The organism is Desulfoluna spongiiphila, assembly GCF_900101345.1.
GTDB classification, from domain to species: Bacteria; Desulfobacterota; Desulfobacteria; order Desulfobacterales; family Desulfolunaceae; genus Desulfoluna; species Desulfoluna spongiiphila.
Genome location: NZ_FMUX01000001.1, coordinates 116,259 through 141,682 on the forward strand (window position 1 = coordinate 116,259; position 25,424 = coordinate 141,682).

Here is a 25,424-nt window from a genome sequence, read left to right on the forward strand (position 1 = left end):
GACTTCGTTTATCCCTTACAATACGCGTCCAATTGGGCAAACCACTCATTACGCTCTCCTTCTCCGCCATAGAGGAAAAAATACCCCACTGCCCGTTGAACCTCCATGAGATCCGCCAGAAAATCGTACACCGCGTTCACTGCGTTTTGCTCAGCAACCAGGGCAAGGTTCTGCGCATCAAGAAGATCGATGATGGAACGCACACCACGTTCATAGGCAGTGGTCACAAGCTGGAGGTTGCGACGGGCCGACTCTGCGGCACCTTTGGAGAGATGTATACCGGGGTACGACGCACGGATCCTGTTTGTGGCTATCAAGGTCCGCTGACGCACTTTTTTCATGATGTCCCTGCGCTCGATGTCGACTTTGGCGAGCTCTTGACGGCTTTGCCTGAGTTCAGCGGCTTTTCCGCCACCGCTGAAAAGCTGCAGACTCGCTGAAACACCCACAGACCAGTTGGTGTCATCGGGGTAGCCGAGCCCGCCGGAAGAGCCTTCCCCCCCTTTCTCAAGCATCTCAGCCACGCGGCCTTGAAGTGAAACGGTTGGCAGCCAATACTCCCTTCCGGACGAGACCAGAAGGCGTTGACGGGCAAGCTTCTGCGCGTTGATCGCCTTCAACTCGGGAGAAAAGGAGAGGCTCTCTTCCATCAAAAAATCCCTTAACATGCCAAATTTTCCAAGGGTATCAAGGTAATCATAAATCCGGGGGTCCCCGACCGTAGGAAGCGCCCCCTCTTCTTGAATATCGCCGGCTTTAAACCGAGCCCTCAATGGCCTGCCCATCAGTCGGTTCATCTCGCTTCGTGCATCCAGGACGGAGGACTCGGCAACCAGGGTTTCACGCTGGCGATTCGCAATTTCACTCTCCCATCGGTACACCTCTTCAGGGCCCGCCGCCCCGACGGAGACGCGTACCTTGGACCGCTCCAGATTCGCTCTGGTCAATTTCAGGTTGTCATTTTGTATGCGCAACACAGCCTCTGCCCTGAGAACATCAAGATAAGCAGCAGCAGCCAGGTTCATGGCATCAAGAATCATGGACTCGCGGGAATGGACCAATGCGTCCTGCGCATACCCCTTGGCGGCATAGCTCGCCCATGCTATGTCGGAGTAGAGCACCTGCTGAACCGTCGCTGATCCAGTCCAGGCCCGCTCAGGACTTTGTCCCATGGAAACCCTGGCCCTGTCGCTATCGATAACGGTGGCATTGCTCCCCAGGGTGACCTGGGGCAAAAGGGCCGCCCGCGAAGCATTTACATCCTCTTTGCCCACAGCCACGGCTTTGTCCATCACCTTGAGATCAAGGTTTTCCCGAACGACTTCGTCCATGGCCATTTTAAGGTTCAGCGATCGCCCCCCGTCGTTGGGTTCAGAATTGAGGACCACCGCCGTTCCAAGCGTGCCCCAGTTGAAAGAGATGCCGAGGGCACGCGCTGTGGCCCCGTTTATCGTAAGGTTCTCTTCTTCGTCCAGGTAGGAGGAAAGGGCCTCAGAGGATTCACCCCGAAGCATGGCCAGACTGCTTATGGCAACGTTTCTGGCAAGAAAATCCATGCGAAACTGCGGCGTCAGTGTTGCCAGGAGCCCCTCTTCCACATCGCCTACACCCCAAAGGGAAAAACCGGGGATCCTCTTCTCAATAAGACCGTTGCAAAACAGTTTGAACTCACCGGGAGCCATACGCACCAAGGAGGTGACCAACACCGCATCGGTAACCGAAGGTATCTTATCGATGAGCTTGGCAGCCGTGGGTTCATACCCTGCAACATGGATCCTGATCCCATGCTTTTGCGCATACTCCCGAACCTGTAACGGCACCACCTCCCCTCCGCCGCCATCGGACACAATGGTCAGGTGATCAAAAGGAACCAGTGTCCTATAAACATCAAGTTCACGGGCTATATTTGCCCCAGAACCAAGGCCGTGGAGTTTTCCAGCCCCACCCGACCCAAGCGGTTCTCCCCTCCTGGAATCCCCGAACACGGAAACAACAGGTTTTTGAATCAGCCCCCGTTTAAAAAGGTCCTGCGACGACATGCTCCCCAAGGCAATAACCAGGCTCACATCCGGTGCATGGAGAAGCGTGTCGAGGGCATTCCTGATGCCGTCCTGCGTCCACCGGCCATTGAGGTTCCGCTCTTCAGGAAAAGAGAGGTGAAACTCACCGTCACTCAGGGAAAGGAGCTCTTTTTTGAAGAGTTCGATTGCCTCCGGGTGCCTTTCCCACGCCCCGTCGGTGACAAGGCCGACCCGAACAGCCGGCCGCAACGTATCGGCACCAGCCAAAGCAGCAAACGTCACAACACTTACAAAGACCAAGAACCATTGACGAGCCATATTCAAACTCCCGGAATCTGGATATTTCATGGATCATCCCTCCGCCGGGATGGTGTAAAAAATCACGTAAAGGACAGGTACCACGATGAGGGTCAAAATCGTGGCAAAACTCAACCCGGACATCACCGTCACAGCCATGGCCTTGAAAAAAATGTCCGGAATCAGAGGGATCATCCCCAACACCGTTGTCACAGCGGCCATGCATACCGGCCTCATCCGGCTCACCGATGAGTCAACAACGGCTTCATAGGGAGCCTTCCCCTCCGCGATCTCAAGGTTGATCTGATCAATGAGCACAATGGCCCCCTTGATGAGCATCCCCACAAGACTCAGGAAACCCAGCAGCGCCATGAAGTCAAAGGGGAGGTCAAAAATCATCAACCCGATGGTCACCCCGATGATGGCAAGGGGCACGGTGAGCCAGATAATCAGCGGTTGCCTCAAACAGTTGAACAGCATGATCACCACAAGGACCATGGCCGCAAAGGTGAAAGGCATGGAGGTGGCCAGGTTTGCCCTGGCCTTCACGGACCCTTCGTACTCTCCGCCCCATTCCATGGTGTACCCGTTGGGAAGCTCCATGGCTTCAATTTTGGGCTGAATATCCTTGAAAATGGTGCTGGGCAAGATCCCCGGCTTGTTCTCACACTTGGCTGTGATGGTCAGGCGGCGGTCACGGCGAAACACCTTGGCGTCCTCCCACTCTGTCGTAAACCCCGAAACGATCTGCCTGACAGGAACCGATTGCCCTGTGGCCGGGCTCCAGACCTGAAGATTCCTGATATTTTCTACGTTGAGGCGCTCCTCTTTCGGTTGCCGGACCACAATGGGAAGCAGCTCATCTTTCTCACGGTAAACGCCGATACGAGAGCCGGTGACATTCATCTCAAGGGCCCTGGCAAGGTCAGCGCGGGTGACCCCTGCGAGCCGGGCCCGGGTCTCATCAAACTGTGGTCGGATCACCTTTACCTTCTGCCGCCAGTCATCCCTTACGGCATAGGCATGGGGGTTTCCTTCAAAAATCATCTTCGCCTGATGGGAAAGCTGGCGTAATACGGAAGGATCCGGTCCACTGAAGCGAACCGCCACGGCCTCGGTTGCCGTGCCCAGCTTAAATTTTTCCAAAATGGGCTGAGCGTCGGGAAACGTTTCATGGAGGTAGGTTGTGTAATCGGCGATCATCTCGTCGATGGCATTAAAATCCTTCACCGAGACAAGAATCAGGCCGTAGCCCTTGTCCATGGTGTTCTCTGGCTCAAAGGTGAGCATAAACCGTGTGGCCCCGTCCCCGATATACGAAGCCGTGTCGGTCACGCGGGGATCTGCCTTCAGACGCTGTTCGATACGAGATATGTCCTCGGTGGTTTTCCGAATATCGGTTCCTGCGGGCAGCCAGTAGTTGATTTTAAATTGCGGACGAACGGACTCCGGAAAAAAGCTGTCTTTCAAGGTTCCGAACCCGGCAATGGAGAGTCCGAGGAGCCCCCCCATGACGGCCATGGTGAGCCAGCGTCGTTTGAGGCACATCGTCAACAGGTGCTTGTATCCCCTGAACAAACGACCTTCATACGGGTCCTTTAAGGGCTCGCCTTCTGTCTGATCCCCACCTTTAAGGAACAGCGCACAAAAAAGCGGGGTGATGGTCACGCCGATGACCCAGCTGATCATCAACGAGATAAGCATGACCTGAAAAAGGGAGCGGCAGTACTCCCCCGTGTCGTCCTGGGAGAGGCCGATGGCGGCAAAGGCAAGTACAGCGATGACCGTGGCCCCGAAAAGAGGCATGGCATTTTGGCCCACCACCTCTTTGGCTGCCTGGAGCCGGTCCATGCCCTTTTCAATCCGTATCAGCATGCCCTCGGTGACGACGATGGCGTTGTCCACCAGCATCCCCAGGGCAATGATAAGGGCCCCGAGGGAGATTCGTTGAAGGTCGATACCCAGCACCTTCATGGCCACCAATGTGGCCAGCACCGTCAGGGCGAGGATCGCCCCGATCAAAAGCCCGCTTCGAAGCCCCATAAAGACAAGAAGCACCAGGACCACGATGACAACGGCTTCCACAAAATTCACCACAAAGCCGTTCACCGCCTTTGAGACGTCATCGGCCTGAAAGTTAACCACGCCGATATCCATGCCAATGGGCCGCCGGGCTTCCAGCTCGTTAAGGCGTTCCTTCACGAGTGCGCCCAAGGTAACCACATTGCCCCCCGGAACCACGGATATACCGATTGAGACACCCGGGATGCCATTGAAATGGTGAACCCTTTCAGGAGGGGAGGTGTACCCGCGGGATACCGTTGCCACATCCTTTAGAAAGATCCCTTTGCCCGAAGCCGGGTCTCTCACCTGGAGGTTTGCGATGTCTTTCACCGAGTCAAAACTGCCCGTGGGGTTGATGCGGATGTACTCCGGTCCCACCTTTGCCGAGCCCGAAGCCACAACCAGGTTCTGGGCCTCCAGTGCAGAATAGATGGCGTCCAGGCCAATGCCCAGGGTCGCCATCCGGGCACGGGAGATCTCCACAAACACGGCCTCCTCCCGAAGCCCCCACAGCTCGATCTTGGACACCCCCTCCACCAGGAGAAGCTCCTTTCGAAGAAACTTCATGTACTCTTTGAGCTCATCAAAGCTGTACCCTTCCCCGGTCACAGCAAGTAAAATGCCATAGACATCCCCAAAGTTGTCGTTGACGATGGGGGCCTGGGCTCCGGGGGGAAGTTCCATGCGGATGTCTCCCATCTTGCGTCGCAGCAGGTCCCAGATCTGCGGAAGGTCGGCTTTTCCGTAATGATCCTTTATTTTAACAGTCACAATGGAGACCCCGGCCAGGGAGGTGGACTTTACATAGTCGAGTTCCGGCATCTGCTGGATGGCGGTTTCAATGCGATCGGTGACCTCTTCGGTCACCTCCATGGAGGTGGCTCCCGGGTATGGGGTAAAGACAACCGCTTCTTTGATGGTAAACTCCGGATCTTCCAGGCGGCCCAACCCGACATAGGACCAAAGCCCGCCGATGAGGATACACAAGCTCAAAACCAGGGTAACGGTCTTTTTTTGAATGGATAGTTCAGCGATATTCATCGAATTCCTGGGCTCCTATGTTGACGGCAGTTGCCTGACTTTCATTCCCTGATGCAGGTAGTTTACCCCTGCAACGACAAGCTGCTCACCGGGTTCAAGCCCGTCTACAATGCGTATGCTGGTCTCCGAGATCATGCCCAGGGTCACCTTTCGCTTGTCCACGGTCATCTCTGAAGTGACAACCCAGACACACGACTCATTCAATTCATCCACAAACACCGCATTCACGGGAACCAGCATCACAAAACCTTGAGTATTGACGTACAGGTTGGCGTTGCCGATCACCTTTGCCGTCATGCCCGGCAAAACCATCACGCCTTCCGGGGCCGTAAACGAAAGGGCCAGACGATACGATTGGGTTCTTGGGTCCGCTTCGGTGGAAAACTCTTTCAGGCGAGCATCAAGGATGACACCGGGCAATGCCGAAAATGCCACGCGCGCAACCTCGGTTCCCATGGGCTGGTCCCGTAAGGTGGCCACCACGGCTTCCGGGATATCCACGGCAATTTCCAACTCGGACAAGTCCTGAAGGCTCACAATCGGGGCCTTTGCATGCACTTCCTGATAATTCTCCACATACCTCCGGGCAATCACCCCGGAAAACGGAGCCCTCAAAAAAGTATCCTGAAGTGCATTCTTCGCACGTGCCACATCGGTCACCGCCAAATCGTAGGCCCGTTTTGCAGAATCAAAATCAGATTTGGAGACCTGTTTTTTTATGTAGAGCCCCTTGATTCGGGTGTACTGTTGCCTGGCCTCAAGTTCGGTTGCCCTGGCGGCTTGCAGGGCAATCTCAAAGTCCCGGGAAAGAATCTGTGCGATGACCGCCCCTTTTTTCACCACATCCCCTGCTTCAACAGGAAACGCGGTCAGTGGGCCCGAAACCTGAAATGCCAGGTCCGCACGCCTGCTTGCCTGAACCCTGCCCGGAAACTCCTGGCTGTCCACGTTGGCCATGGAGGAGACCGTCATCAGTTTCACGGGCCGGACAACGTCTGGTTGTTGCCCTGCCTCATCCTGAGACCCGCACGAGACCGCAAGAAAGGACAACAGCACAACAAGCAATAGCCTCCCAAACCTTACGCGCTGCCCCTTAGGGGACAGTTCTTTGCAACACCCTGTATCGTTTGTATCGTTCATTTCTTCTCCGTTTTTCTTTCACACATCCATTGCTGTTTATAAGGCACCCGATACCACGCTAAAACTAGCCAGCGCACACCGTTGGGTTTACTCGTGTCTATGGTCCCCGCCCACAAAACGGGCAATCATAATCGTTGGACTCAGAACACCGATGATGGCCTCAAATACGGCCAGGCTCTGAGTTACATGGTGCTGGGGAGAAATGTCCCCGTACCCCACGCTCGTTAATGTGACAAAACTAAAATAGAGGTAATCAGACCAATTCGTCAGGTTATGCCCCGGCAGATCAAAGGCCCCGGGTATCAAGTAATTTGCCATGACATAGACATAGCTAAATGTGATGCCTGTCAGGAGATAAAAATTGATGGCCGTCAAGAGCTTTTCCGTTTGCGTCACATGCCTGAACAGATGGTAAAGCAGCACCGCCATCATTCCGAAGTGATAGAGCATGACACACCCCAGCACCATGCAGGACGATTCATCGCTCCACCTCGCCTTATCTGCAACGAATACGGTGACAATCGTCATCCCGGCAATAATCTGCAAAAACAGCTTGAGGCGGGGCTTTCCATTCACCAGGGGCCCCAGTGCCGTCGCCAGGCTGGCAAGCATCAGGCACACCAAGGCCATGCCTGCAACACTGCTGTCATCCGGCAAAGAAGGTGCGACCAGCACAATGACTGTCAGCACCAGCAACAATTGCCCAATCTGCAGATTTGTCCTTTGAAAAACCCGTTGTCTCCAATGTGAATGCACCGTCTCTGAATCCATTTATCAGTCGTTTATCCGAACGGAACGGCATACCGGCAAAAACCATTAAAAGCCAAACGCCTGTTTCCGCTTTAAAAATAGACATCCACCATCAAGGCCCCGAAGGAGACGTCTCCATGGGTTTTCTTTTTACCGGGAAGGGCGTTCGGAATCAGGTCCTCTTTGAGTAACTTGGTCGAGACCTGAAAATGAGCCCGAATGGAAAACAGCTCAAAGTAATGGTAGTTGACCCCCATGAGCCAGGCCCCCATGACATCTTCTCTGCTGACCTCACGATCGTCATCTGTGAGGCGGCTTCCATCATATAACGTCGAGTAAATCAGCCCGGTACCCGATGCCCCGAGAACCATCTCAATGCTGTGGGGTGAGGCAAAAGCCGGTTTGGGAAGAAAGGCCGCCTGGTAAAAACCCACGCCGGGAGGTGCCGGTGCAGGGCCGAAGCCTTCTTGAATGTTCCAGCCGAAACGGGCACTGAGCCCACTGCCAACGCTGGTGTACAGATTGCCCAGGGTGGCATTGGCCTCGATGGCAAGCTGTCCTGCCCAGCCATTGGTGTACCGCCCGACATAAGCCAGCCTCCGCACATACTGATACCCCAGGTTAATGAGGGGTTCGGTTTTTCTCTGCCCGCCCCATCCTTTCGGGTTCTTCCCCATTCCCAAATCGTTATGGACAAAGGTCTGAAACTCCTTGGCAAACGATTGCCTCCCGAGGAGTCCCACAGAGACTTGCAGGTTGCGGGCAACATCTCGGTTGAAGCTCTGCCAGTTGGCACTGACGGTCACCGTGCCCGCGTAAGGAAGATCCCCGTTCCGTACGGTCTCCATGGACAGATCCCCAGGCGTCAACATATTCTGCCCAACACCATAGGAATAGCGGACGATGGCATCGCCGGCATCCATGGACGGGACATGGGTCCCCACCCAGGCCACAAGACCCGGTACATCTGCGACATCCCACCCGTCATAGCAGGGCGTATGGTATTGAAGACTCCAGCCGTTGGAAAAATTACTGTCTTTTTTCCACACCGCGTCGTTGTCGATTTCAAAACGGAAAATCCCTGTATTGTATGGACTGCGAAGGTGAAAAGCCCCTTCAGAGGGGGGAGCATACACAACCATTGCCAGCAGAAAGCCGACAAGAACTACACAACATTTCAACATCACTTCTTTTTGCCTTCGGGGCAGCTTTCCCAGCGCCCTTACCAGTGGCCTTTTCAGCGCACCACGTGATTAAAACAGGGAAACCGAGCAGGCACCCCCTACGATACAGCCTATGTTTCCAGTCGTTTCACAAACGACGTCCTTCACGATCCCATGGGAACCTGCGCCGATGCGTCTTCTCCCGAGTCTGTTTTTTTGCGGACATGATGGACGCCCCAATAGGTCTCCCAAAGGCACTCCAATGTCCCGACAAGGATCAAGGCGTATCCAGACAGCTCCAACCCCTCTTCCACAGCATCTTTAACGACCCGCATGTACCCCTCTGCCATCACAGCTTTCCAGAACACCTGTTGCCCCATCAGACGAGAAAACACGAAGACAACCATGAACCCACCGAACATGATGCCGAAACCGGGTGTCCGTAAAAACGCATAAAGCGAGTACGTTAGATCACGTGCAAAGCGGCGTACACCAACAAGGGTAGCGACAGCAATGGCTGCAGCAAGCAATTGCCATGCTCCGTCAAACAGAATAACATCAAGCCCTGCATCAAATTCGCGGATGAATGCAATGGCTCCTGCCCCCATCACAAGGATTGACAGGGCTTGCTTTCGCGGTTCAAGGCACCCGACACAAAACCCGCTTAAAACGGTAAGAAAAAGGAGACTCACCTGAAGTGTCTCTACGAGTGAATGCTCATCAAAAAGATGACATAACGGATGACTCACAGCCTTCATGGTGACGGCATACATCATGACGCCCATCATCAGGGCGTAAAGGGTATAGCGAAGCGCGGTGCTCGCGATCCGCTTTGGACATTCTGCCTGGTTCATAAGTCTGGTTCGTATTCTCATCACCGAACCCGAAAGGGGAGAGCTCAAGTGCACTCCCCCCTTCCGGGTTTTCAGGAGATTTATGCATCCAAAAGGCGTGTTCAGTTCCTCTTGAAATCGGTTGAGGCACCTTGTGCCAACAATGATGTCGGGGACATCCGGCCGCTTATTTCACCGACTCAATGGCCCGAGCCACCTCCCCGCTAAGGGATGCAACCAGTACATCGAGGGCCGCGACACGATGCAGCGCCCCCTTGTCTTCCGCAACGCCCCTGAGCTTGGTGTGCCCGATTGCCACGGCCTGGGTGACCCTATTCGTTACAACCCACCGGGCATCCAGTACGGCCCCGGTTGTATTGCCTGCATCAAAGCGAACGATGTCCAGGGAAACCTGAATCGGTGTGGCCCCTTTGGGAACGTCAAAGGGGAACAGCGCAACCTGCTGGTTCCCTGACAGGTGGGACACGTTTTCAGACACCGCACGGGCGATGCCCCGATCCACCGGCTCAGCCCATCGGACATTCTCCAAAAACGAAAGCGTATGATCGGTGTTCCTCACCACCATCTGGGGCCGCTTCAGGTAATCCGGAACACTCACGGGCCCCACCACAACATACAGGGAAGGGGGCCACGACACGGCTTTCTCCGAAAAGGCCTCCCTGGTATGAAGCAAATGGTATGTCACCTCAGTCGGAGGGGTGGCACACCCCGCAAGCAGCAGCATGAAACACACAACACTGAAACACGGCGTCTTCCTGTACGTCTTTTTCAATCGTCATATCCTTCTGGTACGCAATGACTCCGGCGACCATGCCGGAACCGAATGCGTCATAAACAGATCATATTGAGTTGTGCCACACGAGCCTGACTGATCGGTCATAAAGCTGGCCAGTGGCTTAGCCGGATGAACCGGTTTCATCTCCAAGTCATCACACTGCGGCAATAGCACATCACTCCCCCTGCGCCTTGCCGAACACCAGGGCATCGGGATGGCGCTCCAGGTAATCCACCAAGATACGCATGGAGCGTGCAGTCTCGGAGACCTCGCTGAGCATGCGGTTGATCCGGTAGATCATGGCTGAATCCTTGCCGAGGCTTAATTCTATACTGTCAAGGGTCTTTCCCGCTTTCCCCATCATGTCCCTTGAAGAGGTCCCAACCTCTTCAAGGATCCCGAATGTCTTCTGCATGCCTGCATCGGAATTCACCACCAGCCTGCGAGTGTCCCTGGCGGTTTCCTGGATGGACTCGGCAAGGGGGTCCACTGTTTTCCGCGTCTGGGCCACCAGCCCCTTGAACTCAACAACCGCCTCACTCACATCCTGTATAAGGTGGCTCTCCGCCAATGAGCTGGTGAGACTGTCAACGGATTCCACAGTGGAAGCCACACCCTCCAGAATCGACTGAAAGGACACACTGTCCATGGTTCGCGAGAGCTCTGAGATATCGGAAAGAACGGTAGGCAGCTCATATAAAGTCTTTGATTTTCCAGCCACATGAAACGCTCTGTCCGGGTACATCCCGACATCCACGTACAGTTTTCCCGTCAGCAGGCTGTCGACCTTGAGTTGCGCCCGAAGTCCCCGGGCTACAAGCTCGTTCCTGAACTCCTTCTCCGTCATGGATGCAAGCTCCTGCTCAACCTCGGCGCCATATTCCATGAGCCTCACCCGTTCCGTATCCACCTCCACATACACAGGGGTGCAAAACGTAAAATTCCGGCTGTCAAAGACTATTTCCACCTTCGTCACGAGCCCGACCTTTACCCCGAAAAAACAGACCGGCGCCCCCACATCCAACCCCTTAACCGAGTCTTCAAAATAGAGGACAAAACGATCTTTTTTCTTGAAGTATTCACCGGCCCCAAAGATGACCACCAACCCTGCCGCAAGGAGGAACCCCCCAACCACAAAAGCTCCGATAAAGCTGTATTTTATATTCTTTCCCATTGTCTCCCCATCGCATTCACCCTGCGGTAAAACGCCTGACTGTCGTTTGATGATCTGCCAATAACCGGCCTCAATATCCGCCCTATGACGCCTCCGAAAAGCTGTTTTCTCCCCGCGTCAAAAAGCGAATCACCCGCGGGTCTGTTGAGTGCCTTAGGAGTTCACGGGGATTGCCGGAGGCGATCATGGTCTTTTGCCCTGCATCGAGGAACACGGAGTTGGTGCCGATGGCGAAAATACTGGCCAGTTCGTGGGTTACGACCACCACGGTGGCCCCAAGGGAATCCTTAAGCTCCAGAATCAAATCATCCAGGCGCCGGGCACTCAGAGGATCCAACCCTGCGGAGGGTTCATCGAAAAAAAGAATCTCGGGATCAAGGGCCATGGCACGGGCAAGGCCCGCGCGTTTCTTCATGCCCCCGCTGATTTCGGCCGGAAAATGGTGTTCAAACCCGCCAAGGCCAACCAACGAGAGCTTGAACTGCACCAGCTCTCGAACCTCGGCCTTGGTGTAATCGGTGTATTGAAAAATAGGCAGCGCCACATTCTCAAACAACGTCATGGCGCTGAACAGGGCCCCGCCCTGATAGAGAATGCCGATGCGCTTCATCAAGGCCCTCTGCTCAGAGGAAGAGACGTCATACAGCGATGCCTCTCCGTAGCAGACGTGCCCGTTGGCCGGCTCCTTTAAGCCCACCAGGTGGCGTAACAGGGTACTTTTTCCGCATCCGCTGCCCCCCATAATGATAAAAATATCGCCACGTCCCACATCAAAAGAGAGGTTGCGTTGAATCACCCGCTCACCATAGGCCATGGTGAGATGATCCACGGAAAGTGCGACGTCCTGATCGGTTGTCTTCATGGATCTACACCCCAAGAATGCTTGTCACCACCGCGATCAACCCGTCGGTGATGATAATACCCACAATGGCAGACACCACGGCTCTGGTGGCTGCCTCTCCAACGGCTGACGCGCTTCGCCCGCAACGCATGCCGCAATAGCACCCAGCAAGGGCGATGATGATTCCGTAAAGCCCGCTTTTCACTATGCCGTGGAGGAACTGCGTTATATTCAGGGCAGCCTGGGTCTGATGCCAGTACTGTTCCCACGAGATGTCCAGCATCCCGACCCCAATGGCCATGCCTCCTCCGATGCCGAGTACATCCGAGTAAAGACAGAGAAGAGGCATCGTGATCACAAGGGCCATCAGCCGAGGCACCACGAGAAATTCTGCCGGGTCCATACCCATGGTGGTCAGGGCATCCACCTCTTCATTGACCTGCATGGTGCCGATTTGGGCAGCAAAGGCTGCTCCGGTTCGTCCGGCCATGATGATTCCCGTCATCATGGCCCCCATCTCACGCGCCATGCCAAGCCCAACGATATCCGCCACATAAATTTGGGCGCCGAACATCTTGAGTTGAACAGCCCCCACAAAGGCGAAGATCACCCCGATGACGATGCTGATCAGCGCGACAATGGGCAAGGCAGAGGCGCCACAGTCCTGAAGGCACCCCATAAAATCAACCCGCCTCATGTGCCCTTTCCCGGTAATGGCTTTCCCGAGCCCTGTGGCGGTCTCACCGACAAACGCAAAAAAATCGACCATGGCCCACCAGCCGGAGACGACAGCCCGGCCCACACGGGCCAGTATGAAAGGACGATCAGATGAAGAACTTGCGCCCTTTGCGACGTCACCCTGCCCCGCCAAGGCCATCAAACGAAGCATCCCGCTGGGAAGCCCCTGCGTTTCCACGTCCACACCACGGTCCCTCAGTACCTCGGTCAACCCAATGACAAAGACGGTGAGGCGAGAGTCCCAGCTTTTCAATTCCGATGCGTCAAAACAGACTGTGCGGGCATACCCCATTCCTTTGGGGTAATCGCGTACCCGAGCCCCTATAGCCGCCTCTCGCAGAAAACCGACAAGGGAAACGACTCCGTGCCCCTCAGACATGCTAAAGGCAACCTCACCTGTCTTTTGCAACCCTTCCCGTTCTTCCAAAACCATTGGTGCTTTGCCTTCCCTTCTGTCTGAAACAATTCAGCCGCATGCGTATAACGATCTTACGAGAGGGCCCAAGTCGGTGTGCACCCACCAGGTTATCCCACGTTCAACCCATGCTCCCGTCCGAGCAGGCGGAATCATTCTATGCCTTGTTATTTCTATATTTTGATCACCCGGGCCACAGACACCTCCTGATTGCAGGAGACAAACGCACACGCTCTCCTTGATTGGGAGAGAGATAACATTGCATCTACAGCCAGCGGGCTTTGCTCTACTCAGAATCAACCGCCGGGCACCCTCCTCCAGGCACACCGGCAGCAACCCTATTGCCAGAACCGTGCCAAATTAAGCAATGTGTATATTTTCAACTATTTGCTAAAAACACCGTTCCAAAAAACACCAAATATGGAGGAATAATCCGCCAAATATAACGACCAGGACATTTTTCGCCATATTTACCAAAACAGTGAGACATATCCGCCATACCAAGAAAAAAATCGGGCACAAATCTTTCAAATATGAAGTTTTAATATTTCCAACACTAAAAATATGCTGTATTTAACGGCCATCATACGGCGCAACACCTAAAAGCCAAGGAGGTCCCATGCACGGAGATCTGGATGAATACAAATTTTTCAAGGAGGCCACCCTTCACATCTGCGGGAGCCTCCATGTCCAAGAGGCAATCGATGCTTTTTATACGTTCATCCAGGACTGGATACCCTGCGATGAGGTGGAGGTGGGCTACTACGACAACCTCACCAGCACGGGGATGGTTCTGGCAAACGCGACATGCAAACCCGAACTCTCAAGTGCTCCCATGGCCCGGTATTCCAAGAGCGAATGGCAACGATACCGAGACGCTTTATTTTCAAGCGGCAGCGATTCCTTTTACATTAACGACTTTGAGACAGCCGACCCGATTTTTGCCCTGGTCGAACGACTGCACCAGTCAGACCACAAGAACAAATCATCCCTTTTCATCCCCTTGTCCATGAATGATCAAGACCTGGGGCTTATCATCATCACCACCTATAAAGCGCACGCCTTCACACGGGATCATACACACCTGACAAACCTGCTCCACGCCCCCTTTGCCATCGCCATGGCCAACTGGAGTCAGCACCTCACCCTCATCCAGTACAAGAGTGACCTGGAGGACGACTGCCGTTACTTCCAAAAAGCGCTCAGAAAAGAGGCCGGAACACATGTGATCGGTTCAGAGGGCGGGCTGAAAGAGGTGATGAAGATGGTCGCCAAGGTGGCCGTCACAGACAGCCCCGTGATGATCTTAGGAGAGACAGGCTCGGGAAAAGAGGTGATCGCCAACGCCATTCACGCCAGCTCAAACCGAAAACAGGGTCCCTTTATCAAGGTCAATTGCGGAGCCATCCCTGAGAATCTGGTGGACTCCGAACTTTTTGGCCATGAAAAGGGCGCATTTACCGGGGCATCAAAGAGCCACAGAGGGCGTTTTGAACGTGCCTCAGGGGGCACCCTGTTCTTGGATGAAGTGGGAGAACTCCCCTTACACGCCCAGGTGAGGCTCCTCAGGGTCATACAAAATCAGGAACTGGAACGTGTGGGAGGAACCCACCCCATACCGGTGGATGTACGCGTCATCTCCGCAACCCACAGGGACCTTGCCGCAATGGTCAAAGGAAGGACCTTTCGCCAGGACCTCTGGTTCCGGCTCAACGTCTTCCCCATCGATCTGCCCCCCCTTCGCAACCGCCCTGAAGATATCCCTGACCTTGCCCACCACTTTGTGATTGAAAAGTTGAGCGCATTGAGGCGTAAAACCCCCCAGGTAATGACAGAGGGTGCCCTTGACCGGCTTCTCTCCTACTCCTGGCCCGGCAATGTCCGGGAACTTCAAAATGTGGTGGAACGCGAGCTGATCCTGACCCCCAGCGGCCCATTGAATTTTGAGAGCCTTACCCCGCAGCAGCCAGCCCCCTCTGGTCAAACCGATGACGAGGAGACACCGGAAACCCTGAACCAGGCCATGGCCCGCACCATCCATAAGGCCCTTGTGGCATGCAACGGCAAAGTCCAGGGCAAGGGCGGTGCGGCCCTTCGCCTGGGGATCAACCCCAGCACCTTAAGGGCCCGCATGGAAAAACTGGGTGTCACACACAAAAAAAAGGCCTTGCATCAGACATAGCCATGCAAGACCTTCGCAAACACATTACCTGCTGATCCTTACAGGACGTTCCTTATTTCGGCCGCACTGGGGGTAAACGCCAGGGACACTTCAATAAGCGTCACCTCAGAGGTGGCCCCAAAGCCCTGAGAAAGCCCCACCCCGAATCTCAGGGCCCGGTTTTTCTGCAGAACTTTATCCGCCCCGATCCCCAGTCGAACAACGCCACCGACACGGGTGCCGTCAGCAAGGAAGGAGTCATCGGCTTCGAGGCGTATCGCTCCTATGCCCAGAGTGCAAAAACCGGGGCCATAAGCCCTCGGCGAATAGAATCGCCCGCCAAGGGTCATAAACGACACCTTTGCCCCTTTGTGGGTCAGATCGTTTTCCAGATCAAAGCTGCTGGTCATACCGCCTGCCCACTCCACATCGACACCGGGCATCAATGGAATATCCACCGTCATCAAAACCCCCTCCCCCTCTTCCCCATTGGAGGGGTCCAACAACACCATGCCGCCGATATAGGCTGACATGCTCCTGCCCGCAAAGGCACAAGGAGTAAATGCCGCTACCCAGGCAACGACAATAACAATCCAAACGACCCGTTTCATACAAACCCTTCTCTTCATAAACGTCTCGGAACCTTTCATCTCAACATACCAATCACAAACTTGGCGACGCATGACAGCCGCACCTCCTGCCCCACATCGCAACCACTTATTCATCCTAATTTATATGATTTCCTTCCGGCACCGTGTCCTATGGCCCCGATGGACGATTCAACGGCATCAATGATTGCCTTGTCATCGGCGCCGATGGCTTTATATCGACAGGAGCAAATCCCCCAATCAACATCAATGACCTCTATCACAACAGCGACCGTGACAAAGGACCCGATAAAAATGGTGGCATAATGCCAGTCCCCGGCATTGCACTCAGCGCACCGATACCTCACCCCCCAGGATGTGCAATCCAGGACAGGGCGTCGCTGGCCGTCGATATCAATGTAAGCATGCATCTCATCTTCACCCATGCGGAAAGAGCCTCTTCACCAAGCCTTTCCCCTGAATAAAAGCGCCTGATTTAATAAGCTGATGCCCATAAGAGGGCCGCGTATTCAACCGATGGAGACATAGATAAACCAGGGAAACGGGCAGCGGCTTCGTACCCAACCCAAGGATTGAGCCAACCTGTTCGCGTTGAAGGTCCGCGGCCGAGGAGCCCCCCGGCCACCTGTCACTGCCCTAGCAACTCAACCTGTTGTCACCTCTATAGCCATAACCGTGCCAAATCTGAATATCTATTATTTTCAAACAGTTTTATCCCCACCCTACACATGACCGGGAAATGCCGCAGATTTTTATGCCACATTTGGATGATCCGGCAAGGAGTAGGATATATGACGGGTTTCGCAAAAAAATACGCTCCTGAGCCACAAGGACCTGAAGGTGTGAAGGATGCAAACCAAGGGCAGACCAGGAACAGTTTACGGCTGATGAAGGTGGTTCTCTGCCGGAAACTGTGGATGTATCCTGGGCCTGCCCCGGCCGCTGCCGGAAGTGCGATGGTGAAACGCACCCCCGTTTACCGCAGGCCATGCTGGTGAGACACGTCCTGCGGTAAATTGAATAGGCTGAAGCCCTGCTGCCACTGATTCGCACGCCACCTTAATGCGGTGACACCAAAAGGCAGTCCCGTGCCGCCTACTTCAACAACCACTCCACGCCAAAGGCAACATCCAGGGTCTTCTTCTCCATCTTGATGCCCTGAGGAGTTGTGCAGCTGTCATAAAAATAAGGTGCCACGGAAAAACTCAAGGACAAGGTATCGCTGTAACGATATTTGACACCTGCAGAAACAACCTGGTACTTCAACTTGGGGTTGACGGTCAGGTAAGGGAAGCGATCCCGGTCGTCTTTGGGGTCGCAATAGATGTAGCCGGCCCCCAAGGTCCACTTTGGGGTCACATCACACTCAACACCGCTGGCAACATAGTACCCGTTACCCATCCCCTTTTCTTCTCCCCCCCTGTCGGCATCTTTTTGCCAGGCCATGGCGCCGTCCACGGCCACCCGCCATTTCGGGGCAATGCGATACATGACACCCATGGCTGTCTGGGCAGGAAAATCCCGCCTCATCTTGCTCCCCTCCTTGACAACCCCCTTGACCAGGGAAACCAGGGGATGACTCCCCTCCACCTTGTCCACCTCATATTCCATTTTCGTGCGCATCTCATGACGCAGTGAAATATCCAGTTTATCTGTCGCTCTCCACGAGAGGCCAAAGACCGGAGCGCCACCTGTGGCATCCATGGAGGCATCCAACTGCTCCCCTTCGTCAATCTCAACCTCCATGATGCCGTGAAGCACACGAAAACCACCTGAAACCGCAAACGAGTCATTAAGCTGCCAGGAGACACCCGTGGTCAGCCCTGGAACGACATACGTAAACTCCGCCTTGTCCCGAAACGTCAAGTCCACCATCATGGGCCCAGCAATGGGGTGAACCACGGGCATGGAGCCCAGAGTAAACCCGTCATCATAGTCCGCCTTTCCCATTCCCCCAAAGGCTGTCACGGCAGCATAAAGCCCGAGCCGCCCGTTGCGGTACACACTATGGAACGGAGGAAGAAAGTTGGCGTTATCAGCCTCGAATGTCTCGCCGTTTCGACTGTGTTGCCAATCTTTAAAGCATGCCTTGAACGAAACACCCACGTGCAGTCCTTCTTCAAGCCATGCGGATCCTGCCGGGTTGAAAATTGACGCGTCTGAGGCATCGGATGCGGCGGTCCTGGCCGGCATCCGGGTAAAATCCGCCGTGAGACTGGACTGATTGTCCACCATGCTCGCCATGGCGCTGCTCGAGATCAGAAGTGCCGCAAAAAAACCGGCACCAACACGCAAAACAAATCCCTTCATTTCGTAATGCTCCTTACCTAAAGTAATTGATTCTCTGGATGCGATCGATGTTCGCTACCACTATCCTCATTCAATTACAGTGCCAAAAAGCACGCGTTTGAAATTATTGGGATTTTCAAATCACACAATACAAACCGCACCATTTGGAAGAAATGGGGTGCGATATATGGCAGAAATAACAAACAAGGAAAAGAGGGAAGCCACGCGCAACGCATAAGAAAGCGGCCCCACCAAGGGATGGGTGCCCCATGGTGATGGGACCACCCATGTCAGGGAAGGAAACAGGTGGCATGAAGAAGCGCCAGGGTATGAACGTGCATGGGGTCGCGACCTTTTCCCGCAAAGAAGACAAGGTCGACGAGCAAGCATCCCCTTTAGCCGGGCAGCCTCAAGGGGATGCCCGGCTAAAGGAAGTGGAACCGGAAAGGGTTTACGGGACTATTCCCCAAAAGCGATCTTTCGGAGGCAAGGTGAGTCATTGCTGAGTGGTTATCCTTTTTCAATCCGCATGCCACATACCCCGCAGAGAAAATGGACGGTAAAGCGCCCCTTTTCATTTTCAAGGACCAGGGGCTCTGCCTGGTGCGCCTTGCCCTTGCAGAGGCCTAAGGCTTCCCGGATGCAATGGCGGGTCTCCATGACGGTGACCGGGCCTTCGGGTTCTGTGGCTTCAAAGGCAGGCTCCACAGAGGAGACTCCCCGGCGGGTATAAAACCGCTTGGCCAGTGCATTGGCCACGTTGGCCCCGTAGGTAAGCCGGGTCTCGGGGAAAGGAATGACCGGCCTGGAAACGGGTTCGGAATCCCGTGCCGGCATGGCCCCGGCCTCGTCCAGAAGAAGGGCCACCACCTCGCGACGAAGCCGGTTGATCTCGGAGACAGGAACAAAGAGAGGGGGGAGGTTGAGGGTCAGGCCACGGAGGTAAAAGGGGGTTCCCCCCAGCTTGGCGAGTTGGGTCTCCAGGGTCTTGCGGGCCTTGTCCTTGTCCCGGGCCGGGACCGGCTCCACCCCGAACCAGTGGGTGACGCTGCGCCCGGTTTCGTCGGCGGCAGCAATCCAGAGGCCGTCTTTGACCTCCTTGATGGAAAGGTCCACGGCAAGGCGCCGCTCGGCGCTCTCTTTTTCCAGGAGTTTCAGAAAAGCGTGGTCAAAGTTGCGGTAGAGCACCGCGCCCTTGAACAACCCGGTCTTGGCCACCGGCTGGCTGGGCCGGATGAGCCCGCCGTCCACGCGGTTTGCCTTGATGCCCTTGAGGTTTCCCGACGGATCCAGAAAACAGAGGCCGTCGCCGTTCACCACGGGGGTTCGCCCTTTGTCCACTTTCAGGGTCACATGGTCCTTTGCCACATGCACCACCTGCCCCATGCGTTCGCCCATGGCCTTGGGCGTGTCCGGGGAGGCCACCTTTCCCCGCTTGCCGGAAAGGTAGTAATCGGTTCCGCCCCTGAAAAAACTCTTCTCTATATTTGGGGTGAAGTGGTGGGTGACCCGGCCGAAGGAAGCCCGGGTTGACCCGGCACGGCGATCAAGCTCCCGGTCCAGGGCCTGCCGATAAAAAGCGGTGACGTTTTTCACGTAATCTTGGGACTTGAGCCGCCCCTCTATTTTAAAGGACGAAATCCCCGCATCCAGCATGGGCCCGATGTGTGCGGAGCGATCCATGTCTTTCAGGGAGAGAAGGTGGCGGCCTGCGCTCACCACCTTACCGGAAGCCTCCTTCAGGTCCCAGGCAAGCCGGCAGGGCTGGCCGCAGGTGCCCCGGTTGGCGCTTCGACCGCCCAGGGCGGCGCTCATCCAGCACTGACCGCTGTAGCTCACGCAGAGGGCCCCGTGCACAAAGGCTTCCAAAGGAACCGTGGTGGCATCGGAGATGGCCCGAATCGTATCCAGCGAGAGCTCCCGGGCAAGGATCACCCGTTCAAAACCCGAGTCTTCCAGAAATTTTACCCGCTCCGGGGTCCGGTTGTCGGTCTGGGTGGAGGCATGCAGGGCAATGGGCGGCAGGTCCATCTCCAAAAAGGCCATGTCCTGAATGATCAGGGCGTCCACCCCGGCGCTCCAGAGAGCCACGGCCTGCTCCCGGGCGGCGTCGAGCTCCCCGTCAAAGAGCAGGGTGTTCATGGTCACATGCACGGAGGCCCCGTAGAGCCGGCCGTGTGCACACAGGGCCTCGATGTCCTCCAGGGTGTTTCCGGCGGCGGCCCGGGCACCGAATTTCGGGGCCCCGATATAGACCGCGTCGGCTCCGTGGTTGATGGCTTCTTTGCCGCAGGCCAGGTCCCGGGCCGGGCTCAATAATTCGATTCGTTGTTTTTCCATGATACATCCTGAGGGTTTAAAACCATGAAAGGCCGAAGCCCAAAGCTTCGACCTTTTTGACCATATATAACAGATGCCCCGGCCGCCTGTCACTTCTTATGGACGACGGACCGACCAGCGCCCTTTCCACCCCGCCTCCCGGCACACAGCCGCTATGCTCCATTACTACCAAGACCTACCCTTTAAATTTAACTTACCATTTCACAACAACAAACAATCATCAGCAAAGAAATACGGGGTATACCCCAACCCAAACCTTCCCCCTAAGGGCATAGTTTCACAGCAGAAACGCCCACAAATAAAAACACACGCCTAACACTGTGTTATTTCATAGCTCCGGGGCAACACACCAGAGCAAGACAATGTTTTACTTTAAAAATAACGACCTCAGGTCGATATATTAAGTATCATTTTTAGAACCCGCATGATTTCGGAGATACGCCACAGATGTTGAAACACATGAAGTTAAGAGGAAAGATCGTCTTTCTCATCGCGCTGACAGCCTTTGTCACCTTCAGCGTGTCCATTGCCGTCATGACCACCAAAACACGGCAACTGGCAAAAGACGACGCCCTGGCAAAGGGCACCGAGATGGCCCACAGATACGCCAACGAAGTGAAGGTCATCCTGGAAGAGCCCATGGAGGGGTCCCAGGCCCTTGCCTACGCCTTTATGGGCATGAAAAAGACGGGAAAGATGCCCGATCGGGAGGTTCTGACCAACCTGCTCAAAGGGCTGGTGGAAAACGACGCCAACCTGGAAAGCCTCTGGGCCTGCTTTGAACCCGGTGCCCTGGACGGCCGGGACGCCGAATATGCAGGCACCGACCACCATGACAAAACCGGCCGGTATATCCCCTACATCTTCCGAACCGGTGGGGCCCTCACCGTGGACCAGCTCCGCGACTACATGATCCCTGAGACCAACAACTACTACGTCATCCCCCAGCGCTCCGGCAAAGAGTACATCACCCCGCCCACGGTGTATCACATCGGTGAAACCGGCATGGACGTGGTGCTCACCAGCATGGTGACCCCCATCAAGCACGGCGGAAAAACCATCGGGGTCGTGGGGCTGGACATCGAACTCAAGGCCCTCTCCGATCTGGTGGCCACCATCAAGCCATACGGGACGGGCAGCGCAGCCATCGTCGCCAACAACGGCACCTTTGCCGCCCATGTGGACAAAGAGCGCATCGGAAAACCCATGGGAGAAAAAGGCCCGTGGGTCAACGCTGCAGACGCCGTCAAAGCGGGCAGGCCCTACACCTTTACCAGCCACTCCGAGACCCTCGGGACAGATCTTCAGCAGATCTTCGTTCCCATCAAGGTGGGGGCCACAGACCGTCCCTGGTCTTTTCTTGTGACCCTGCCCATGGACAAGGTGATGGAAAATGCCAACAGCATTCTCATAACCAACATCACCATCGGCCTCGTCTCCTTTCTCATCTTTGCCGCCGTGGCCTGGGCCATTGCCAACTCCATTGTGGCGCGCATCAAAGAAAACGCCCTGGTCATGAACGATATCGCCGAAGGGGAAGGGGACCTGACCCAGTTCCTTCAGGTACGATCCACAGACGAAATCGGAGAGCTCTCCTCGGGCTTCAACCGCTTTATGGAAAAGCTCCAGCACCTCATCCGGGACGTGGCCGCAGGGGTCTCCTCGGTGAACGAGGCGTCCGCGGGCCTTCTGTCCATGTCCCAAGAGCTCGCCCAGAGCGCGGGCAACACCTCGTCCCGCGCCACCCATGTGGACCAGGCCTCCCGGGACATGACCGACCGGTTGGCGGGTGTGGCCGCGGCCATTGAGCAGGCCTCCGCCAACATCGCCATGGTGGCCACTGCCACGGAAGAGATGTCCGCCACCATCGGGGAGATCGCAAAAAACACGGAGACCGCCCGGGGCATCTCGGCCACGGCCCTTGAACGCACCCACGGCACCTCAAGGGAGATGGCGGCCCTTCAAAGCGCCGCCGAGGAGATCGGCAAGGTCACCGAGACCATCACCGACATCTCCGAGCAGACCAACCTGCTGGCCTTAAACGCCACCATCGAAGCGGCCCGTGCCGGTGAAGCCGGAAAAGGGTTTGCCGTGGTGGCCCATGAGATCAAAGAGCTGGCCTCCCAGACCGCCGATGCCACCCTGGGCATAAAAACCATAGTGGAAAGCGTTCAGTCAACGGCCACGGCCTCCACCACCGGCATGCAGGAGATCACCACGGTCATCGGGGAGGTCAACGATATCGTTTCAACCATCGCAGGGGCCGTGGAAGAGCAGTCTGCCGCCACCAGCGAGATCGCGGAAAACGTCAGCCAGGCCTCACAGGGCATCGCCGAGGTCAATGAAAACGCCGCCGGCTGCAGCGCCATGGCCGGGGACATCGGCACGGCCATTGTGGATGTCAACAGCGGGGCCGAAGGGGTGACCCACATCGGCGAATCCCTCCAGGCCAGCGCCCGGGACATGCAGGCCATGGCCGATCAACTCGGCAGCCTGGTGGGGCGCTTCAAAGTGTAACTATTCCGCTCAACATGCCTCCGGCGGCCCTGCCGGGGGCCAAACTTTAAAAACGTTTGACAAACAGATCTTAGACAAGGCTTTCCAGGCTCCGCCGAACCAATGTCGATTTTTTCTGCATTAAGACAGCTTTTAGCGGAGCGTTTTTTCAACGTTTCCTAACAAAAAGAGCGGTGCCCATTGACGCACCCAAGCATGACGGGGAGGTTGCGGTTTACGCCGCCTCCCCGCCCTTTTCTCACGCCTTGCCCTTCATGGCCGCCATCACCTGTTTCTGAGCATCTCTCTCCTCCCCTTTCAGGTCAAAAAAACAACGCACGCCCCCGGGATTAAAGCAGCCGTTGCAAGCCACACAGGCAGCCTTGGACCGATCCCCCTGCCGCCATCGCTTCACAAGACCCGGCTCCCGGATCAAGGAACGGCACAGGGAGACGGCCTCGATGCCGCCCCCGCTCAAGGCCGCTTCGATGGCCTCAATCCTGCGAAAGCCCCCCACACTGATCACCGAGGCCGACACCTCGGCCGCCAGCTGTCTCCCTGCTTCGAGGTGGTAGGTTTCATGCTTGAGGGGCCGGCAGGGCGTCCAGGCCCCGGCAAAGGCCCCCCCGCTCAACTCAATGGCGTCGATACCTCCGGCATCCAGCGCCCTTGCCGCCACCAGCATGCCGTTGTATGTCAACCCCTCTCCCCTTGTTTCGAAGTCATCGCAGTTGAGCTTGACCCAGACCGGGTAGGCTGCGCCGCAGACCCGTTTGATCTCCCCGAGAATCTCCGAAAGGATGCGGGCGTTTTTCTCGGGACTCCCACCGTAAGCGTCCGTCCGCCGGTTGTAGACAGGGCTCAAAAACCGACTCAACAGGTACCCATGGGCGGCATGGAGCTGAACCCCGTCAAAGCCGGCAGCCTTTGCCCTCAAAGCGGCCTCTCCGAACTCCGTCACCAGCGTCTCGATCTGCTGCACCGAAAAGGGCGTGGGCAGGATCCCGCTGACGGGGTCCACAACGGCCGACGGTGCAAAGACCTCTCCGGAAGGAGCACCGTGCAGCTGGGAACCGACATGGGCCAGTTGCGCCACCACGCGGCCGCCATGCCCATGCACGGCATCCGCCAGGGACCGCAGCCCTGAAAGATCCGCGTCCGGGCCAATACTCACCGTCCGGGCAGACGGGTTGTCCGAAGAGGCAAAGCAGAGATACCCCGTGATGATCAGTCCAACCTCCCCCCGGGCCAGGTTGGTATACACCTCCGTCATGGATGGGCTGACCCTGCCCTCATCGGCCATGGACTCAAAGGTGGCCGACCGGAACACCCTGTTTTTCACATTGATGCCGCCCACCGTCCCGTGTTCAAATACGTTCATGCTGATCGTCTCCTTTTGTGACCGGCTTTAAAATTAGACCGGTCGTCTATTAATTAGACAAAAAAAATACCGTACCTATTCCGCTTGTACCTCCGGCGGACCTGCCGGGGCTAAACGTTTGCCTGATCTCATAACGACGGGTTTAAAAAACAGATTCAATATCATCTGAATCAATAGCGAATGCGATTTTCCCTGAGGAACGAAGGGGAAAGCGCATTCGCAAGCTGCTTTCGAGGTGGCACACCTCGCCGCCGGAGGCATTGCTTTTGTTTTATGGCGTGTCAGGCCGAAACAACCGATCCAAAAGGGCATCCATGACCTGGGACAGATGCTCTGCGTCCCCGTCAATCTTCATCCCGAGGAGAGCCCCCTGCCAGGTGCTCCAGAAAATATCGGCGAGGGCCCGGGCACCCAGGTCATCCCGAAACAGCCGCCGCCGCTGGGCTTCCTCAATCAGGGCCATCACCCGCTCCCGGAACAGACCCATCCCGCGGTGCATGGCATCCCGGCAGGGCCCATCCGTATCACCGATTTCGGCGGCGAGGTTTCCCACAAGGCACCCCTTCGTGCCACGGTTTTCCAGGACCGCAAAGGACAACCCATACACACAGCGCAGCCCCTTGACGGGATCGTCACCGGCGGCCTCCATGCAGGCATCCACAGAGGCCTTCATCCCCAGGCAGTAGCGGGCGATAATTTCAGCAACAAAGTCTTCCTTGCTTTTGAAATAGTTATAAAAAGAGCCCTTGGGCACATGGGCCGTATCCAGGATCCCCTTGAGGCCTGTGCCGTGGTACCCATGCTCAGCTATCATCTCCATGCCGAGTTCCAGAAGGGCCTCTCTGGTATGTTCGCTTTTTCGTGGTCGTGACATAC

The 25,424-nt window shown here is 55.9% G+C and carries 19 protein-coding genes; 3 read left to right on the forward strand and 16 right to left on the reverse strand.

All coding sequences use genetic code 11. From position 1 onward, the window contains the following. Window positions 1–8 precede the first annotated feature (8 nt). From BLQ12_RS00525 to BLQ12_RS00570, 10 genes are all read right to left on the reverse strand, one after another. Window positions 9–1,820, reverse strand: coding sequence for a TolC family protein (locus BLQ12_RS00525; RefSeq protein WP_175469398.1), 1,812 nt, complete (start codon window positions 1,818–1,820; stop codon window positions 9–11). Window positions 1,821–2,372: 552 nt separating this feature from the next. Further along, the gene (locus BLQ12_RS00530) at window positions 2,373–5,423 is read right to left on the reverse strand and encodes an efflux RND transporter permease subunit (protein WP_092207202.1); all 3,051 of its coding nucleotides are present in this window, start codon (window positions 5,421–5,423) and stop codon (window positions 2,373–2,375) included. Window positions 5,424–5,438: 15 nt separating this feature from the next. Beyond that, on the reverse strand, window positions 5,439–6,395 hold the full coding sequence (locus BLQ12_RS00535) for an efflux RND transporter periplasmic adaptor subunit (RefSeq protein WP_254781957.1): 957 nt from the start codon (window positions 6,393–6,395) through the stop codon (window positions 5,439–5,441). 255 nt (window positions 6,396–6,650) lie between these two features. Continuing rightward, entirely contained in the window at window positions 6,651–7,334 is a 684-nt protein-coding gene (locus tag BLQ12_RS00540) for a potassium channel family protein (protein WP_092207206.1), read from the reverse strand. Between the two features lie 71 nt (window positions 7,335–7,405). Then, the gene (locus BLQ12_RS00545) at window positions 7,406–8,497 is read right to left on the reverse strand and encodes a lipid A deacylase LpxR family protein (protein WP_092207208.1); all 1,092 of its coding nucleotides are present in this window, start codon (window positions 8,495–8,497) and stop codon (window positions 7,406–7,408) included. A gap of 143 nt (window positions 8,498–8,640) precedes the next feature. Further along, window positions 8,641–9,330 (reverse strand): hypothetical protein, encoded by a 690-nt coding sequence (locus tag BLQ12_RS00550; RefSeq protein WP_139163789.1) that lies wholly within the window; start codon window positions 9,328–9,330, stop codon window positions 8,641–8,643. 166 nt (window positions 9,331–9,496) lie between these two features. After that, window positions 9,497–10,003, reverse strand: coding sequence for a PqiC family protein (locus BLQ12_RS00555; RefSeq protein WP_175469400.1), 507 nt, complete (start codon window positions 10,001–10,003; stop codon window positions 9,497–9,499). A 277-nt stretch (window positions 10,004–10,280) separates the two neighbouring features. Beyond that, on the reverse strand, window positions 10,281–11,279 hold the full coding sequence (locus BLQ12_RS00560; RefSeq protein WP_092207214.1) for an MlaD family protein: 999 nt from the start codon (window positions 11,277–11,279) through the stop codon (window positions 10,281–10,283). 82 nt (window positions 11,280–11,361) lie between these two features. Further along, window positions 11,362–12,141, reverse strand: a complete 780-nt coding sequence (locus BLQ12_RS00565) for an ABC transporter ATP-binding protein (RefSeq protein ID WP_092207216.1) — start codon at window positions 12,139–12,141, stop codon at window positions 11,362–11,364. A 4-nt stretch (window positions 12,142–12,145) separates the two neighbouring features. After that, window positions 12,146–13,237, reverse strand: a complete 1,092-nt coding sequence (locus BLQ12_RS00570) for an MlaE family ABC transporter permease (protein WP_175469401.1) — start codon at window positions 13,235–13,237, stop codon at window positions 12,146–12,148. A 655-nt stretch (window positions 13,238–13,892) separates the two neighbouring features. Between BLQ12_RS00570 and BLQ12_RS00575 the strand changes: the two genes are divergently transcribed. Further along, window positions 13,893–15,455, forward strand: coding sequence for a sigma-54-dependent Fis family transcriptional regulator (locus BLQ12_RS00575; RefSeq protein WP_092207220.1), 1,563 nt, complete (start codon window positions 13,893–13,895; stop codon window positions 15,453–15,455). Window positions 15,456–15,493: 38 nt separating this feature from the next. Here BLQ12_RS00575 and BLQ12_RS00580 read toward each other — a convergent pair whose 3' ends face one another. From BLQ12_RS00580 to BLQ12_RS00595, 3 genes are all read right to left on the reverse strand, one after another. After that, on the reverse strand, window positions 15,494–16,117 hold the full coding sequence (locus BLQ12_RS00580; RefSeq protein ID WP_139163791.1) for a hypothetical protein: 624 nt from the start codon (window positions 16,115–16,117) through the stop codon (window positions 15,494–15,496). A 38-nt stretch (window positions 16,118–16,155) separates the two neighbouring features. Next, entirely contained in the window at window positions 16,156–16,467 is a 312-nt protein-coding gene (locus BLQ12_RS00585) for a hypothetical protein (protein ID WP_092207224.1), read from the reverse strand. Window positions 16,468–17,137: 670 nt separating this feature from the next. After that, the gene (locus BLQ12_RS00595; RefSeq protein WP_092207228.1) at window positions 17,138–18,352 is read right to left on the reverse strand and encodes an OmpP1/FadL family transporter; all 1,215 of its coding nucleotides are present in this window, start codon (window positions 18,350–18,352) and stop codon (window positions 17,138–17,140) included. 290 nt (window positions 18,353–18,642) lie between these two features. Between BLQ12_RS00595 and BLQ12_RS00600 the strand changes: the two genes are divergently transcribed. After that, window positions 18,643–18,837 (forward strand): hypothetical protein, encoded by a 195-nt coding sequence (locus tag BLQ12_RS00600; RefSeq protein WP_092207230.1) that lies wholly within the window; start codon window positions 18,643–18,645, stop codon window positions 18,835–18,837. Between the two features lie 4 nt (window positions 18,838–18,841). Here the strand turns inward: BLQ12_RS00600 and BLQ12_RS00605 are convergent, their stop codons facing one another. After that, window positions 18,842–20,671 (reverse strand): peptidase U32 family protein, encoded by a 1,830-nt coding sequence (locus BLQ12_RS00605; RefSeq protein WP_092207231.1) that lies wholly within the window; start codon window positions 20,669–20,671, stop codon window positions 18,842–18,844. A gap of 459 nt (window positions 20,672–21,130) precedes the next feature. On the opposite strand from BLQ12_RS00605, the gene BLQ12_RS00610 reads away from it, so the two are divergent. Further along, complete coding sequence (locus tag BLQ12_RS00610; RefSeq protein WP_175469402.1) at window positions 21,131–23,188, forward strand: methyl-accepting chemotaxis protein; 2,058 nt, start codon at window positions 21,131–21,133, stop codon at window positions 23,186–23,188. Between the two features lie 238 nt (window positions 23,189–23,426). On the opposite strand, the gene BLQ12_RS00615 is transcribed toward BLQ12_RS00610, so the two are convergent. Beyond that, window positions 23,427–24,548, reverse strand: coding sequence for an NADH:flavin oxidoreductase (locus tag BLQ12_RS00615; protein ID WP_092207235.1), 1,122 nt, complete (start codon window positions 24,546–24,548; stop codon window positions 23,427–23,429). Window positions 24,549–24,819: 271 nt separating this feature from the next. Continuing rightward, complete coding sequence (locus BLQ12_RS00620) at window positions 24,820–25,422, reverse strand: TetR/AcrR family transcriptional regulator (protein ID WP_092207237.1); 603 nt, start codon at window positions 25,420–25,422, stop codon at window positions 24,820–24,822. Between the last annotated feature and the right edge of the window lie 2 nt (window positions 25,423–25,424).